The organism is Roseateles terrae (assembly GCF_014192155.1).
Classification (GTDB): Bacteria; Pseudomonadota; Gammaproteobacteria; order Burkholderiales; family Burkholderiaceae_C; genus Roseateles; species Roseateles terrae.
The window spans coordinates 371396-386324 of the sequence record NZ_JACHXO010000006.1 but is presented as its reverse complement, the minus strand read 5'-3'; the positions used below and the strand labels follow the sequence as shown (position 1 = coordinate 386324).

At 66.3% G+C, this 14929-nt stretch carries 12 protein-coding genes and 1 pseudogene; 10 read left to right on the top strand and 3 right to left on the bottom strand.

Annotated elements, in window-relative coordinates:
- The first annotated feature begins 86 nt into the window (after positions 1 to 86).
- The 4 genes from FHS28_RS17870 (at position 87) to FHS28_RS17855 (ending at position 3400) form a co-directional block, all read left to right on the top strand.
- Positions 87 to 371, top strand: coding sequence for a hypothetical protein (locus tag FHS28_RS17870; RefSeq protein WP_088453182.1), 285 nt, complete (start codon positions 87 to 89; stop codon positions 369 to 371).
- Positions 372 to 570: 199 nt separating this feature from the next.
- Complete coding sequence (locus FHS28_RS17865) at positions 571 to 972, top strand: GntR family transcriptional regulator (RefSeq protein WP_088453184.1); 402 nt, start codon at positions 571 to 573, stop codon at positions 970 to 972.
- A complete protein-coding gene (locus FHS28_RS17860) occupies positions 969 to 1889 on the top strand; it encodes an ABC transporter ATP-binding protein (RefSeq protein WP_246410292.1) in 921 nt (306 codons plus the stop codon). Before FHS28_RS17865 ends, FHS28_RS17860 begins: the two co-directional genes overlap by 4 nt.
- Positions 1886 to 3400, top strand: a complete 1515-nt coding sequence (locus tag FHS28_RS17855) for a phosphatidylglycerol lysyltransferase domain-containing protein (RefSeq protein WP_088453186.1) — start codon at positions 1886 to 1888, stop codon at positions 3398 to 3400. Before FHS28_RS17860 ends, FHS28_RS17855 begins: the two co-directional genes overlap by 4 nt.
- Before the next feature lie 99 nt (positions 3401 to 3499).
- On the opposite strand, the gene FHS28_RS17850 is transcribed toward FHS28_RS17855, so the two are convergent.
- Positions 3500 to 4045 carry a flavin reductase family protein gene (locus tag FHS28_RS17850; protein WP_088453188.1) on the bottom strand — a complete coding sequence of 182 codons (546 nt, stop codon included), beginning with the start codon at positions 4043 to 4045 and terminating at the stop codon, positions 3500 to 3502.
- A gap of 178 nt (positions 4046 to 4223) precedes the next feature.
- Here FHS28_RS17850 and FHS28_RS17845 point away from each other — a divergent pair, with 178 nt between their 5' ends.
- Positions 4224 to 5198, top strand: a complete 975-nt coding sequence (locus FHS28_RS17845) for a M48 family metallopeptidase (protein ID WP_375140773.1) — start codon at positions 4224 to 4226, stop codon at positions 5196 to 5198.
- A 5-nt stretch (positions 5199 to 5203) separates the two neighbouring features.
- Here FHS28_RS17845 and FHS28_RS17840 read toward each other — a convergent pair whose 3' ends face one another.
- Positions 5204 to 5851: an MBL fold metallo-hydrolase gene (locus tag FHS28_RS17840; RefSeq protein WP_088453190.1), complete on the bottom strand. Its 648-nt coding sequence runs from the start codon at positions 5849 to 5851 to the stop codon at positions 5204 to 5206.
- Positions 5852 to 6026: 175 nt separating this feature from the next.
- Here FHS28_RS17840 and FHS28_RS17835 point away from each other — a divergent pair, with 175 nt between their 5' ends.
- From FHS28_RS17835 to FHS28_RS17815, 5 genes are all read left to right on the top strand, one after another.
- Positions 6027 to 7232, top strand: coding sequence for a GGDEF domain-containing protein (locus tag FHS28_RS17835; RefSeq protein ID WP_088453192.1), 1206 nt, complete (start codon positions 6027 to 6029; stop codon positions 7230 to 7232).
- A 56-nt stretch (positions 7233 to 7288) separates the two neighbouring features.
- Complete coding sequence (locus FHS28_RS17830; RefSeq protein ID WP_088453194.1) at positions 7289 to 7714, top strand: cobalt-zinc-cadmium resistance protein; 426 nt, start codon at positions 7289 to 7291, stop codon at positions 7712 to 7714.
- A gap of 103 nt (positions 7715 to 7817) precedes the next feature.
- Positions 7818 to 9050, top strand: a complete 1233-nt coding sequence (locus tag FHS28_RS17825) for a TolC family protein (RefSeq protein ID WP_088453196.1) — start codon at positions 7818 to 7820, stop codon at positions 9048 to 9050.
- A gap of 26 nt (positions 9051 to 9076) precedes the next feature.
- Positions 9077 to 10405, top strand: coding sequence for an efflux RND transporter periplasmic adaptor subunit (locus FHS28_RS17820; protein ID WP_088453198.1), 1329 nt, complete (start codon positions 9077 to 9079; stop codon positions 10403 to 10405).
- Positions 10406 to 10419: 14 nt separating this feature from the next.
- Positions 10420 to 13626, top strand: a complete 3207-nt coding sequence (locus tag FHS28_RS17815) for a CusA/CzcA family heavy metal efflux RND transporter (protein ID WP_088453200.1) — start codon at positions 10420 to 10422, stop codon at positions 13624 to 13626.
- A gap of 229 nt (positions 13627 to 13855) precedes the next feature.
- Here FHS28_RS17815 and FHS28_RS24295 read toward each other — a convergent pair.
- Positions 13856 to 14818, bottom strand: a pseudogene (locus FHS28_RS24295) (alpha/beta hydrolase); the annotation flags it as partial.
- Positions 14819 to 14929: the final 111 nt, after the last annotated feature.

Genomic DNA, 14929 nt, shown 5'->3' with positions numbered 1-14929 from the left:
CGAGGCAAACTACTATCGGCAACTCGCCAGTCAGAACTCCGCCGTAATGGCCTGACTTAAACCAAACAGCCTCCGCGGAAACCGGGTTGATTCAGCAACTGCCGCCCACGCCGCTCGAACCCATTCGCTATGCACCGTTGACTTTCACATTTCGCGAAGACGCGACCCTGTACTCACCGCTCTTCATCTCGCGCTGGTCAGGCCACTTGATGGTCACGGACGAACTGGCTCAGAAGGTTCTCGATGCTGGGCTGGACGACGTGCAATTCCAGGACATCACCTACCAAGATCCAGAAGGAAAGACCGTGCGTCTGAAGACGCGTGACGGATCGCAGGTGGTCGACTATCGGACCTACAGCGAAAGCCACTAGGCTGGACCCATTGAGGTTTCCCATACGAGGAGCACAGCCTGAAGGAGGTTCCTCAGAGAGATTTGGCCGGTATAGCTGTAGGGCCGTGCCCGTCGAAAGCGCGCATGTCACGCCCCCACGCCGCAGATCAAGGAAAACCCACCACCCCTTGATCTCTTGCCGCACGTGTATTACTGTACCAATACACGCACACGACCCCATGCCCGCCGACCTCTTCTTCACCGTCAATCCTGGCTCCCCAGAGCCCATCTACCGACAACTCGTCGAGCAGATGCGCCGCCGCATTGCCAGCGGGCAGCTGGTCGCCGGTGAGGAGATCCCCTCGGTCCGTGAGCTCGCCCAGGCCCTGGCGGTCAACCCCATGACCATCTCGAAAGCCTTTGGCCTCATGGAAGCTGAAGGCCTGGTCGAGCGCCGTCGCGGTTTGCCGATGGTCGTTGCCTCGCATCACCAGAAGGCGCTGCGCACCCGTTCGCGGGTGGAGCTGCTGCGCCCCGCGCTGGAGAAGGCAGCTGCAGAAGCCCGCCAGCTCGAATTGCCGCCAGACCAGGTGCTGGCCCTGTTCAAGAGCCTGTTGAAGACCCCGGGAGAGACCTCATGACGCAGACCCTGATGCTCGACGCCGCCCACGCCACCCCCGTTGAAGCCCTGGGGCAGCCACCCGTGCGCGCCATGGGGCTGCACCTGGACTTCAAAGGCCACGGCCCGGTGCTGAATGGCCTGGATTGGCTGATCCAGCCGGGGCAGGTCGTCGGTCTTCTCGGCCGCAATGGAGCCGGCAAAACGACCCTCCTCGAAACGCTGCTGGGCCTGCGCGAACCGGGTGCCGGACAGGTCCAGCTCTTCGGAGAACCTGCCCTGCAACCGTCCGATGCCCTCCGCGCCCGGCTCGGTTATGTGCCGCAGCAGTCCGATCTCTTCGAGGACTTCACGCCGGACCAGCTGCTGCGCTACTTCCGCAGCTTCTATCCCAAATGGAATGAGGCCAAGGTGCAGGGGCTGATGTCCCGATGGGAGATCCCGACCCACCGCCGCATTGGGCGGCTGTCGCAGGGCCAGCAGCAACGGCTCTCCATCATCCGCGCCCTGGCCCACGAGCCGGACCTGCTGGTGCTGGACGAACCCGTCGCCAGTCTCGATCCGCTGGGCCGACGCGACTTCCTGCGGGAGCTGGTGGAGCAGGTGCTGGACCGCGGCACGACGGTGGTCTTCTCCACCCACATCCTCTCCGACCTGGAGCGTGTGGCTTTCAACATTGCCTTCCTCAGCCGCGGCAAGATCGCATTGCAGGCGCCGCAAGACCAGCTGGCGGACGAAGTGCGGCTGCTGGTTGGTGAAGAAGCTGCCTTGCGCGACATCGTCCAGGCCGGCCGCGCGCAGGTGCTCAGTCGCCGCGCATCGGGCGCGACACACCACTGGATCGTCCGCTTTCCCGAAGGCACCTTGCCCGAATCACAGCCAGGCCTGCGCTGTGAAGCCCTGGGCCTGGAAGACCTCTTTGTGGAGCTGGCGCAATGATCGCGCACGCCCTGGCACCGGTGGGCCCAGCACGCCTCCCAGGTTATGGCGCCGTGCTGCGCGTGTGGCTCCATCGGGTCCGATACACCGTGCCGGTGGTGCTGTTCCTCCAGCTCGCGATCATTGCGCTCGTGGCCGTGACGGCGTCGAATGCGCTGCTGCCGACCGTCGAGTTCGTCGTGGTCGTCGGCCTGGGCATTCTCTGGGCCGGCTATTTCGCCGCACTGCAACGCCAGAACCATCCCTTCGCTGCACGCCTGCTGCCGGGGCAGCTCCGCATGTTGCGGGAGCTGGCCGTCGGCGGCTTTTGCGTGAGTGTGCTGCCCAGCGCCTGGATGCTGTCGATCTCTCCGCTGCAATGGAGCTTCCCCGCGGCGCTGGCCCTGTCGTCGCTGGCCTGCGCTGTGCTGGCGGTGATCGTTCGCTGGCCTGCGCTGTGGGTGGTCGGGTGGGTGCTGAGCTCGCTGGTCGGTGGTGCCATGCCGGCGCCACTGCGCTTGGCAGCCAGGCAGCGGGTGATGGAGATCTACCAGGATCAGCCGGCGTCCATGGCGGCATTTGTGCTCGTGATGGTGGGCGCGTTGCTGTGGCATCTGTTCCAGTCGGGCGGACCGGCCCATGTGCGCAGTTGGGCGCGCCATTCAAAGGTGCGCAAAGTCCTCCTGGAAAAATCCAGGGCGACGGAAGGATCAGACGCCAGCCCCCACTGGGCGCAGCCTGTCATCGAGACGATGGAACGCGCCTTCGGATGGTTGCGCTCTTTTTGGCTGAACAAGCTCATCCGCGACGCCCGGCCGACCCTCCGGTCCGTCATGGCGCGGGTGGAAATGGCGTCCGGCCCGCAGGCGCATTGGACTTCGGTGCTGGGGGCGGTGGTCCTCATCAGCGGGGCGGTGGCCCTCGCGCTGATCGTTGCCATGCTGGTGAGCCCGGACGGACATGAGATCAGCGGCATCGTCACGCAGTCGTTCGCTTTTTCGTATCTGGCGATGCTGATGAATCCGCTGGTCGCCGTCACGAGCGCGTCATTGCTCCGGCGTCGTCGAGAGCAGACCCTGCTTGTGATGTTGCCAGGGATGCCCCGTGGACAAGCAATGAATCGGCAGCTGGCGCTTCGACAGATGGCGGTCCACGCGCTGAGCTGGAGCGCGGCCCTCCTGTTGATGTCTGGTCTTCTGGCGCTGGCAGACCGACTCAAAGGTGGCGCCGACGCCACGTCCATCTGGCGTTATCTGGCCGTGGGGTATGCGGCGCTCGTCTTGCCCATGGGTGTTTTGCAGTGGCGCAACTGGGCAGTTCAGGAGGAGACGCCCCCAGCGCTGACGCTGATCCTTGTGGCCGGAACGATGGGTGCGGCCTTCTGCCTGGCCTTCTGGATGCAGTCCGGCGTTTACCTGACCCCGACCCTGTTGCTGACGGCCTCGGTGCTGCTCACCGTGCTGCTCATGGCGATGCGCTGGCCGCGCATCAACCGCTTCCCGAGCTTCTGGCCGGTGGGGCGCAACGCCTGACACCGCCGGACAAGGTCCGACATTGATCCGACAGCGCTCTGACGGATCCGGTCAATCGGTAGCCTTGAGGCCGGCTAAGGCGAGCGCCCGCAGCCCGTTTCAGATCGGCAGCTCGGTGTAGTACCGGCCGCCGTGGAAGATCAGCGGCTGCGCCATCTCCATGCGGGAGCAAGCCTCCACCTCACCCACGAAGATGACGTGGTCGCCTTCTTCGTACTGGCTGCGGTTGGCGCATTCAAACACCGCCGCACAGCCTTCCAGCACCGGCGCGCCGCCGCAGCCTTCCCGCCAGCGAACGCCTGCGAAGCGATCGATGTCACGGGTGGCGAAGCGTTGAGCCAGATCCTTCTGGTCCGCCGCCAGGATGTTGATCGCGTAATGCGAGCCCCGGCTGAACACCGGCATCGAGCCCGCCCGTTTGGCCAGGCTCCACAGCACCAGCGGCGGTGTCAGCGAGACCGAATTGAAGGAGTTGGCGGTCAGGCCCACCAGCGTGCCGTCATCCCCGCGTGCCGTCACGATGGTCACGCCCGTGGCAAACATGCCCAGCGCAGCCCGGAATTGTTGGCTGTCCAACGGAGACGAGACCGCGCCCACCGGGCTGCTGTCGATCACGAGAGGGGAGGAGGAAGGCGGCTGGGACATAAGAGAGGTATTGTCGCCTCCCTCGAAAACCCCTGCACTTTTGGGTTGTCCGCTAACGCACATAGGTGGGAATTCCTCCCGAGGCGTGGGGGCCCCGCGTCCCTCCTTCAGAGGAAACCGGCCCTCGCGCGCGGTTGGACGGCGAGAAGCGGCTCACAGCGTCCCTAGAATGTTGCCCATGGATGAAGTTGATTTCCGCACGGACGGTCAGCCGTCCCTCACACAGGCCCCGTCACACGGCTTTGGTCACTGCACCTGCGGTGACCGGCACGCGCCCGCCCCGACGACGGCCGGCTCGGTGAAGACCTCCCGCCGAATGTTCACCCGGCTGCTGGGCGCCGCCGGCGGCCTGGCCCTGGTGCCGGCCTGGGCCAGAGAAGGGGTGGAGGTTGGCAAGGAAAGCTGGGCGACCAAGCTCGTGTCCGCCGAACAGGTGGAAGCGGCGGGTCAGCAGCAGTACGCCCAGATGCTCAAGGAAGCGCAGCAGAAGCGGGTGTTGGCAGCTTCCGGCGACCCGCAAGTGCAGCGCTTGCGTTTCATCTCCGAGCGCATCATCCCGCTCACCGGCAACTGGAACCGGCGCGCCGACCAGTGGCGCTGGGAGGTGAACCTTCTGATGACCGCCGAGATCAACGCGTTCTGCATGCCAGGCGGCAAGATCGCCTTCTACGACGGCATCCTGCGCAAGCTGCAGCTGACCGACGACGAAGTCGCCATGGTGATGGGCCATGAAATCGCCCACGCGCTACGCGAGCATGCGCGGGAGCGGATGGGCAAATCCGCCGCCACCAACATCGGCGCGGACCTGGTCTCGTCGATCTTCGGCCTGGGCGATGTCGGCCGCACGGTGGTGGGTCTGAGCGGCGAACTGCTGAAGCTGCGGTTCAGCCGGGAAGACGAATCCGAGGCGGACCTCGTCGGTATGGAGCTGGCCGCGCGGGCCGGCTACAACCCCGAGGCGGGCATTTCGCTGTGGGAGAAGATGGCCAAGGCTTCTCAGGGCGCGCCACCGCAGTTCATGTCCACCCACCCCTCGGGCCCGACGCGGATTCAGGACATCCGGCGCAACCTGCCGAAGGTGGAGGGGCTGTATCAGCGTGCGGACAAGCCCTCGCAGCGGTTCTCGCCGCCGCAAGGGGCCGCCAACCGCTGAGCCCCTCAGCCGTAACGGCCGCCCACAAACGGGTTGGTCCGTCGCTCCTCCCCGAAGGTGCTCTCGGGACCATGACCAGGGACGAACACGGTGTCGTCCCCCATCGGCCACAGCCGCTCGGTGATGGAGTGGATCAGCGTTTCATGATGGCCGCCCGGGAAGTCGGTGCGGCCGATGCTGCCCGCAAACAGCACGTCGCCGACAAAGCACCGGCTGGCTTGCGCCGAATGAAACACCACGTGGCCTGGCGTGTGGCCGGGGCAGTGGCGCACCGTGAGTGTTTCTTCGCCAATGGTGACGGTATCGCCGTCCTCCAGCCATCGGGTGGGGGTGAACGGCTCTGCCGGCGGAAAGCCGAACATGGCGGACTGCTGCGGCAGGCCGGTGATCCAGAACAGATCGCCCTGGTGCGGCCCGATGATCGGCAGTCCATCTTCCCGCGCCCACTGGCCTGCACCGCCGGCATGGTCGATGTGCGCATGCGTCAGCCAGATGGCCTTGATCGTCACGCCCAGCGATTGCGCCGCGGCCTTGAGCCGCGCGACTTCCCCACCCGGGTCGATCACCGCCGCGTCCTGGGTGACGTCGCACCAGACGATGCTGCAGTTCTGCTGGAACGGGGTGACGGGGATGGTGCGGTACTGGAGGGCCATGACCCGGAGTGTAGGCAAGCGCGGCGAGACAATTGGCAAATTAGTACCCGAATCCCGGCCATCAAACATCGATGCCATCGACGTTTCCCGGCATGATGTCGCCCATGCGTTCGCCCTGACGCGTGGCTCCCGCGCGTTCTGGATCGGCGAGTAGTTCTTCGCCCACCCGGACACCTTGAAACCCTCATCTCAAGATCAGCACGGGGACCTCCAGGTCCTTCGCCCCATCGGGCGCCTGCTGCTGCTGACCCAACTCTTTGCTCTCCTGCTCGTGGCCGGCGGCGGCTCGCTGCTCTATCAGGGCGCGCGCGACTTCTATCGCGCCAACCTCTGGGTGGAACACACCCAGCAGGTGTTGGACGAGATCGACACCCTGCGCATCAGCCTCCTGCGCGGCGGTCTCGCCATTCGCAACTACGCGCTGTCGCCCCAGCCAGAGACGCTCAATCAGGTGAGGGACAGCAACCGCGCCGCCCTTGAAGGCGCGGAGCGCCTGCAGGCCCTGGTGAGCGAAAGCCCGGAGCAGGCCGAACGCGCCTTCGTCCTGAAGGCGGAAGCCGCCGAAGTGGTGGGTTGGACCCGCAGCATCCTGGTCATTGCGGAACGGGACGGCCTGCAGGCGCTGCAAGCCAGTCTGCGCTTTCGCGCCCGGCAGGACTCGGCCAAGGACCTGCGTCATGCGCTGGCCGCCATGGAAGCCTCCGAACGCACGCTGCTCGACCAGCGCAGCAAGGAACGGGCCGCCGAATACCGCCGGCTGCAATGGATGGCTGGCGTGGCTGCGCTGTTGCTGGCGACGTTTCTCATCTGGAGCACGGGATACGCGGCCGTGCTGTTCCGCCGCGGCCATGCCAGCATCGGCGATTTGCGCAGCACCGCCGACCGTGATCCCCTGACGGGCCTCTTCAACCGCCGCGCACTGGAACACAAGTTCGCCCGGCTGGCCGACGCGGCGCTGACGGTGGTGGCTTTTGATCTGGACGATTTCAAGCCGGTCAATGATGCTCACGGTCACCATGGCGGTGACGAGGTGCTGAGGACCATTGCGCAACGCCTGACGCGGGAATGTCGGGACGACGATCTGATCGCACGCGTCGGGGGCGACGAGTTCGTCGTCGTGCTGACCGGTGTTTCTCAGGAAGACACCGCGACCCAGGTCTGCCAGCGCCTGGGAGACGCCATTGCGGAGCCCATTGCATTGGGCGAGCAACGTGTGCGGGTCGGTGCCTCGCTTGGATTCTCGACGTCCCTGGGGGGGACGAAGTTGTCGGACCTCATTGCCGCCGCTGACGCCGCGGCTTATGAAGAAAAGCGCCGCAAGAAGGCGCTGCCGCCGGCTCAGCGCCTCACGCTGGTGAAGAAGTCGCAGCAAAACCCGTGAGGGGTCTCACACCCGCCCGATTGCACGGCGACGCGATCTGCCTAGAATGCCGATCCATGCGCCGCTGGCTCTCCATCCTCCTGCTGGTTCTGCTGCCCTTCCAGTTCACCTGGAGTGTGGCCGCCAGCTATTGCGGGCATGAGAGCGCCGCCAGTGCCCGGCATGTGGGCCATCACGGGCACAAGCACGTGACTGCCGCAGGGGATGGTGCCGCGGATGCGTCTCCGTCTTCCGCAGAGTCCGCCAAGTCCACCCAGACATCTGCCGGCGAACCCGCGGCGGAGCCTCCAGCGAAGTCACCCAGCAAGCTGGCGCTGGACACCGACTGCGGCACCTGCCATCTGAGTGCGGCCAAGTCCGTCCCCGGCGTGGTGACGGCCCTGCCCGTGCTGGTCGCGCAGGTACTTGCGCCGCTCACCGCGCCGCGCTTCTCCACCCGCGCCCCGGACCACCCCGAACGCCCCAACTGGCGCATCGCCTGATCGGCGATAGCAGCGGGGTCGTCCCTCATCCTCTCCTTCGCGGCGTGTGCCGCGCTGCTGTCGTCGAATCCCTCGAGTTGTTTCCACAACCCTGGAGTTTTCGATGCGCAGTCTGTTTGTGCCGCTGGTGTGCGCGGCGCTGTTCCAATTCCCTTTGGGCGCCTTGGCCCAGTCTCCCCTCACTGGTCTGACGCTGGAAGCGGCGGTCCGGACCGCTCTCCGGCAGAGTCCGGTGCTCCGCGCCTATGGGCTGGAGCTTGAATCGAATGAGGGCGCCATCCGTCAGGCGGGTCTGGCCCCCAATCCGACCCTCGGCCTGAGTACCGAGGACACCCGCAAGGCCACCCGCACCACGTCAATGACGCTGAGCCAGACGCTCGAACTCGGCGGCAAACGGGCGGCTCGTGTCGAACTGGCCCAGCGGGATCGCGATGTGGCCGCTCTGACCCTGGAGGCGCAGCGCGCCGACGTGCGCGCCTCCACCATTCAGGCCTTCTTCGACGTGCTGATCGCCCAGGAGCGGGTGCAGGTGGCCGAGGCCTCGCAATCGATCGCCGCCAGCGGCGCCGATGCGGTCTCCCGCCGCGTGACCGCCGGGAAGGTCTCTCCCGTCGAGGAAACCCGCGCGCGGGTGGCGGCCTCGACGGCTCGCATCGAGTGGCGTCAGGCCCAGGCGGATCTTGCCGCCGCGCTCAAGGCGCTGAGTGCCGTCATTGGGGAACCGCAGGGCGCCATCACCCGTGTGGATGGAACGCCCGACGCCCTGCCGCGACTGCCGGACCCCGGAACGCTGGCTGAGCGCGTCCAGACGTCGCCGTTGCTCCGGCGCGCGCAGATGGACGTGCAACGGGCCGAGGCGGCCCTCCACCTGGAGCGGGCGCGCGGCGTTCCGGATGTCACCATCGGCCTGGGCGCGCAGCGTGCGCCGGAGGTCGGCCGTACCCAGCCGCTGATCAGCGTGTCCATTCCGATTCCGCTGTTCGACCGCAATCAGGGCGCCCAGTTCCAGGCGCTCCGCAAGCGTGACGCGGCGCAGGCCCTGGCCCAGGCGGAAGAGCTCCGGCTGCGAGCGGAGGTGATGCAGGCGGCGGACCAGCTCGGGGCCCGCACGGATGAGATTGAGGCCTTGCGCCGGGAGGTGCTCCCCGGCGCCCAGACCGCCTATGACGCCGCCCGCCGCGGCTTTGAGCTCGGGAAGTTCGGCTTCCTCGACGTGCTGGATGCGCAGCGCACCTTCCTGCAGGCGCGCGGTCAGTACTTCACGGCTCTGTCACAGGCCCACCGTCTCCTGGCGGAGATGGACCGTCGGCTCGGCACCGCCGACGTCCGTCCCTGACCCACGCAACGAATACGAGTTTCCCGATGAATTTCAACAACGATTCCAAAGAGCCATCGCGCCCCCGCGTGCCGAAGAAGCAGGCGGTCGCCATTGCGGTGGTGCTGGCGCTGGGTGTGATGGCCGGTGTGGGCATCATGACCTTCGCCGGCAAATCCTCCGGTGAAGCGTCTCATGCGCACGAAGAAGCCGAAGGCCATGGCGACGGTGAGCACCACGATGACGCCAAAACCGCGAGTGCCAAGGGCGGCCACGCTGATGCCAAGGCGCACGCCGACGGCGAGCATCACAAGGAAGCCGGTATGGAAGCCGGCAAGGAAGAACACGAAGGGAGCATTTCGCTCACACCCGAGCAGCAGACCTCGGCCGGCATCGTGGTGGAAGCGGCGAAGCCCGCCACGCTCACCGCGACCTACCAGCTGCCCGGCGAGGTGACATTCAATGAGGACACCACGGCCCACGTCGTGCCCCGGGTGCCCGGCGTGGTGGAGTCAGTGCCGGTGGCGCTGGGTCAGACGGTGCGCAAAGGGCAGGTGCTGGCGGTGTTGAACAGCCCCACCGTGTCCGATCAGCGTGCCGAACTGCAGGCGGCGCAGAAGCGCCTGCAATTGGCGCGGACGACGTACGAGCGCGAGAAGAGCCTCTTCGAAGCCCGGATCTCTCCGCAGCAGGATGTGCAGGTGGCCGAGCAGGCCATGCAGGAAGCCGAGATTGCCGTGACGAATGCGCGGCAGAAGCTTCAGGCGGTCGGCGCCACGGTCAGCAGCGGCTCCCTCAACCGGTATGAACTGCGTGCGCCGTTCGACGGCACCATCGTTGAAAAGCACATCGCTCTGGGCGAGCAGGTGCGCGAGGATGCCAATGTGTTCACCGTGGCTGACCTGCGGACCGTGTGGGCCCAGATCAGTGTGCCCGCCAAGGACTTACCCCTGGTGCGGGTCGGGGACAGCGTGACCGTCCGCGCCACGGCGTTTGAGCAGTCGGCGGTGGGCAAGGTGGCCTATGTCGGCTCGCTGATCGGCGAATCCACCCGCACCGCTCAGGCGCGCGTGACCCTGCAGAACCCCAACGCTGCGTGGCGCCCCGGCCTCTTCGTGAATGTCGAGATGAAGCGCGATTCCTTCGAGGCGCCCATCACGGTCACGACGGACGCCGTCCAGACGGTGGAAGACAAGCCGGTGGTCTTCGTCAAGACTGCCACCGGGTTCATCGCCCAGCCGGTCCAGGTGGGCCGGACCGACGGCCAGCGGGTGGAGATCGTCCAGGGCATCAAGGCCGGCGTTTCCTACATCGCCGTCGGCAGCTTCATCGCCAAGGCGGAGCTGGGCAAGTCCACCGCGTCCCACGCCCACTGACAGGATGAAGCACCATGTTTGAACGCATCATCCGCTTTGCCATCGAGCAGCGATGGCTGGTCATGCTGGCCGTGGTCGGCATGGCCGCGCTCGGCGTCTTCAGCTATCAGAAGCTGCCGATCGACGCCGTGCCCGACATCACCAACGTCCAGGTGCAGATCAACACCGGCGCGCCCGGATATTCACCGCTGGAGACCGAGCAGCGCGTCACCTATCCAATCGAGACGGTCATGGCCGGCCTGCCCGGCCTGCAGCAGACGCGCTCGCTGTCCCGCTACGGACTGTCCCAGGTCACCGTCATCTTCCAGGATGGCACCGACATCTACTTCGCCCGGCAGCTCGTCAATGAGCGGATTCAAGCTGCCCGCGACCAGTTGCCCGAGGGCGTGACGCCCAACATCGGGCCGATCTCCACCGGCCTCGGCGAGATCTATCTCTGGACCGTCGAAAGCGAGCCCGGCGCCAGGAAGCCCAGCGGCGATCCCTACACGCCTGCGGACCTGCGCGAGATCCAGGACTGGGTCATCAAGCCGCAGCTGCGCAACGTGACTGGCGTCACGGAGATCAACTCCATCGGCGGCTATGCCAAGGAGTACCACGTCGCCCCGGATCCCTCCAAGCTCTCCTCCTACGGCCTCATACTCAGCGATGTCGTCGCGGCGCTGGATCGCAACAACGCCAACGTCGGTGCCGGTTATATCGAGCGCCGCGGTGAGCAGTACCTGATCCGCGCGCCGGGCCAGGTTCGCTCGGTGGCGGACATCGGCAACATCGTGCTGCGCAATGTGGGCGGCGTGCCGGTGCGGGTGCAGGATGTGGCGACGGTTGAGATCGGCCGCGAGCTGCGCACCGGTGGCGCCACCGACAACGGCCGCGAGGTGGTGCTGGGCACCGTCTTCATGCTGATCGGCGAGAACAGCCGCACGGTGGCGCAGGCCGTCGCCAGAAAGATGGAGGAGATCAACGCCAACCTGCCCAAGGGCGTGCAGGCAGTGACGGTGTATGACCGCACGAAACTCGTGGACAAGGCGATCGCGACGGTCAAGAAGAACCTGATCGAAGGCGCGGTCCTGGTCATTGCCATCCTGTTCCTCTTCCTGGGCAACATCCGCGCGGCGCTCCTCACGGCCCTGGTGATCCCGCTGTCGATGCTGTTCACCTTCACCGGCATGGTGAACCAGAAAGTCAGCGCCAACCTGATGAGCCTGGGTGCCCTGGACTTCGGCATCATCATCGACGGGGCCGTCGTCATCGTGGAGAACTGCGTCCGCCGACTGGCGCAAGCGCAGGAACACAAGGGCCGCCTGCTCACCCGGGCGGAGCGTTTCCATGAGGTGTTCCTCGCGGCGCAGGAGGCGCGGCGGCCGCTGCTGTTCGGGCAGCTGATCATCATGATCGTCTATCTGCCGATCTTTGCGCTGGCCGGCGTAGAGGGCAAGATGTTCCACCCGATGGCTTTCACCGTGGTCATCGCGCTGGTGGGTGCCATGATCCTGTCGGTCACCTTTGTGCCGGCCGCCGTGGCCCTGTTCATCGGCGACAAGGTGGCCGAGAAGGACAACCGCCTGATGCGTTGGGCCCGTCAGGCCTATGAGCCGATGCTGCGCTCTGTGATGGGCGCCAAGGCGGTGGTGCTGACCTTTGCGGCGGTGATGGTGGTGCTGGCCGGTCTGCTGGCGTCCCGCATGGGCAGCGAATTCATTCCCAGCCTGAATGAAGGAGACTTCGCGATCCAGGCGCTGCGCATTCCCGGCACCAGTCTGACGCAGTCGCTGGAGATGCAGCAGCAGCTCGAATCGACGCTCAAGGCCAGGTTCCCGGAAATCGAGCGTGTATTCGCCCGCACCGGGACGGCCGAGATCGCATCCGATCCAATGCCGCCGAACATCTCGGACGGCTATGTGATGCTCAAACCGCAGGACCAGTGGCCGGAACCCCGGCGCACCCGGGACGAGCTGCTGGCTGCGGTGCAGGCCGAGGTCGCGAAACTGCCCGGACAGAACTACGAGTTCTCCCAGCCCATCCAGCTGCGCTTCAACGAGCTGATCTCCGGCGTGCGGTCCGATGTGGCGGTGAAGATCTTCGGGGACGACATGGAGGTGCTCAATGCCACCGCCGAGAAGATCCGGGGTCTGCTGCAGGGCATCCAGGGGTCGTCCGAGGTCAATGTGGAGCAGACCACCGGCCTGCCGATGCTGAGCGTGACGGTGGACCGTGATCGGACGGCCCGCTACGGACTGAATGTGCAGGACGTGCAGGACACGCTGGCGATTGCCGTTGGCGGACGTGATGCCGGCATCCTGTTTGAAGGCGATCGCCGGTTCGGCATTCTGGTGCGCCTTCCGGAAGCGCTGCGATCGGATGTGGAGGCGCTCAAGCGCCTGCCCATTCCGCTGCCGGTTGGATCGGATGGCATCCGGCGATTCATCCCGCTGAGTGAAGTGGCGGACTTCACCACGGCCCCGGGTCCCAACCAGGTCAGCCGCGAAAACGGCAAGCGACGCATCGTTGTCAGCGCGAATGTGCGCGGACGGGACCTGGGCAGCTTCGTGGCCGAGGCGCAGCAAATGATCGGCCAGCAGGTGCAGGTGCCCACCGGCTACTGGATGGTCTGGGGCGGTCAGTTCGAGAACCTGCAGTCCGCGACCGAGCGGCTGCAGATCGTGGTGCCGGTGTCGCTGCTGCTGGTGTTCGTCCTGCTGTTCGCCATGTTCGGCAACATGAATGACGGTTTCATCGTGTTCACCGGCATTCCCTTTGCCCTGACCGGCGGCATCGTCGCGCTGTGGCTGCGGGACATCCCGCTGTCCATTTCTGCGGCGGTCGGCTTCATTGCGCTGTCCGGCGTCGCGGTGCTCAACGGCCTCGTGATGATTTCGTTCATCCGCAACCTGCGCGAGTCGGGCAAGCCGCTGGATGAGGCCATCCATGAGGGTGCGTTGACCCGTCTGCGTCCGGTGCTGATGACGGCGCTGGTGGCCTCGCTGGGCTTCGTGCCGATGGCGCTGGCCACCGGCACTGGCGCCGAGGTGCAGCGGCCGCTGGCCACCGTGGTGATCGGCGGCATCCTGTCGTCTACGGCCCTGACGCTGTTGGTGCTGCCGGTGCTGTATCGGCTGGCGCATCAGCGGTCCCGTCACCCGGACCCGCACTCGGCCGCGGAATCCCAGCCGCCATCACCTCTTCCATCAGCCGGGTTTGCAAATCGAAGTAGGGATTGAAGGTCAGCCGGGCGTGGATCTTCCCGGGCTCGGTATAGCCCCAGTCCGAATACCAGACCTCCGCGCCTTGTTCACAGGCGCGGATGGCCTCGCCGTCGCGGCTGTTGCGGCAGAGCTTCAGCGAGCCCGCCTGACCATACAGCGGGTTCTTCGGTGAGAAGAGCACGCCCATGTGGGAAAACTGGCTGATGCGCCATTGCGGCAGCACGTCCGGCCGTGCGATGACGCGCGGGTCGTCCGACGTCGGCGGCAGGTGGTGGCCGTACCAGATCAGCCGGCTCGCCGGATGGGTGAAGCGCGCATGGAAGGTCTTCGCCGCATGGGCCACGTCGACCACAGAATCCCCCTCCGCCAGCACCATCAGCACCGGCCGATCGAAGGGGGCACTGCTCAGGTGGTCCTGCGCCAGCCGACTGGTGCGGTAGAACTGGGCGAAGCCGTTGGTGGGCACCATGGAATACCGCACCGGGATGGTCTCGCTCTGGGGCGAGGTCTCGATCAGCCAGGGCCGCACATACCGCAGGGCCGGGGCCAGCCAGTCGAGGGAAACCGACGACCGGATGGCGGGGGAGAACAGCAGCAGGCCCGCGACTTCGGGATGGCGATAGGCGTGATCCAGCACCAGGTTGGCGCCTGTCGAGAATCCGCCCAGGTAGACCGGGCCGGCGTCCCGCTGCAGCAGCGCCACTTGCGACTCCACCACCGCCCGCCATTGCTCCATGGTGACCTCCAGCATGTCGCGCGGCTGGGTGCCGTGGCCGGGCAGCAGCACGGTGCGCGCCACAAAGCCCTGCTGCGCCAGCGCCTGGCCGATATCGGTGAACGACCACGGGGAGTCGCCTAACCCGTGCACCAGCAGCACGCCGCCGCGGACCGGGCCGGCGGGGCGCCATTCGCGCGGCGCGTTCAGCTGCGCCTCTTCGACGGCTCGCGCGCCCCGGAACGCACGGCCTTCAGTGAGGGTCTGCAGGGCCTGCTGGCGGTAGTCCGCGAAGCTGGCGGGCACAACGGCCTGCGGCGGCGCCACGCGGGTGGCGCAGCTGACGATGCCCAGGAGCAGCCCCGCCGTCAGCAGCCAGCGGGCGGCGCGCCGCCGGGGTGTGTGGGGGGGCAGGGTCGGTGTCAGTGTGAGCGTGCGCTCCCCTGGGGCAGATTCGGCACGGTCATCGAAGGTCAGCGCGGAACGGCTCATCGCCCGATGTTAGGAGAGCCTGAAAGTCCGGGTGATTCACGCTGGTGAATTTTGCTGGCGAATCACGCGGATGAATTGCGCTTGTGAATCACGCGGGTGAATGCGCTGGTG

What these genes read in the sequence shown, in the direction of transcription:
- FHS28_RS17845 (WP_375140773.1), top strand. Translation starts at nt 4,224, where the DNA reads ATGGATGAAGTTGATTTCCGCACGGACGGTCAGCCGTCCCTCACACAG.
- FHS28_RS17815 (WP_088453200.1), top strand. Translation starts at nt 10,420, where the DNA reads ATGTTTGAACGCATCATCCGCTTTGCCATCGAGCAGCGATGGCTGGTC.
- FHS28_RS17830 (WP_088453194.1), top strand. Translation starts at nt 7,289, where the DNA reads ATGCGCCGCTGGCTCTCCATCCTCCTGCTGGTTCTGCTGCCCTTCCAG.
- FHS28_RS17850 (WP_088453188.1), bottom strand. Translation starts at nt 4,045, where the DNA reads ATGTCCCAGCCGCCTTCCTCCTCCCCTCTCGTGATCGACAGCAGCCCG.
- FHS28_RS17860 (WP_246410292.1), top strand. Translation starts at nt 969, where the DNA reads ATGACGCAGACCCTGATGCTCGACGCCGCCCACGCCACCCCCGTTGAA.
- FHS28_RS17855 (WP_088453186.1), top strand. Translation starts at nt 1,886, where the DNA reads ATGATCGCGCACGCCCTGGCACCGGTGGGCCCAGCACGCCTCCCAGGT.
- FHS28_RS17840 (WP_088453190.1), bottom strand. Translation starts at nt 5,851, where the DNA reads ATGGCCCTCCAGTACCGCACCATCCCCGTCACCCCGTTCCAGCAGAAC.
- FHS28_RS17820 (WP_088453198.1), top strand. Translation starts at nt 9,077, where the DNA reads ATGAATTTCAACAACGATTCCAAAGAGCCATCGCGCCCCCGCGTGCCG.
- FHS28_RS17825 (WP_088453196.1), top strand. Translation starts at nt 7,818, where the DNA reads ATGCGCAGTCTGTTTGTGCCGCTGGTGTGCGCGGCGCTGTTCCAATTC.
- FHS28_RS17865 (WP_088453184.1), top strand. Translation starts at nt 571, where the DNA reads ATGCCCGCCGACCTCTTCTTCACCGTCAATCCTGGCTCCCCAGAGCCC.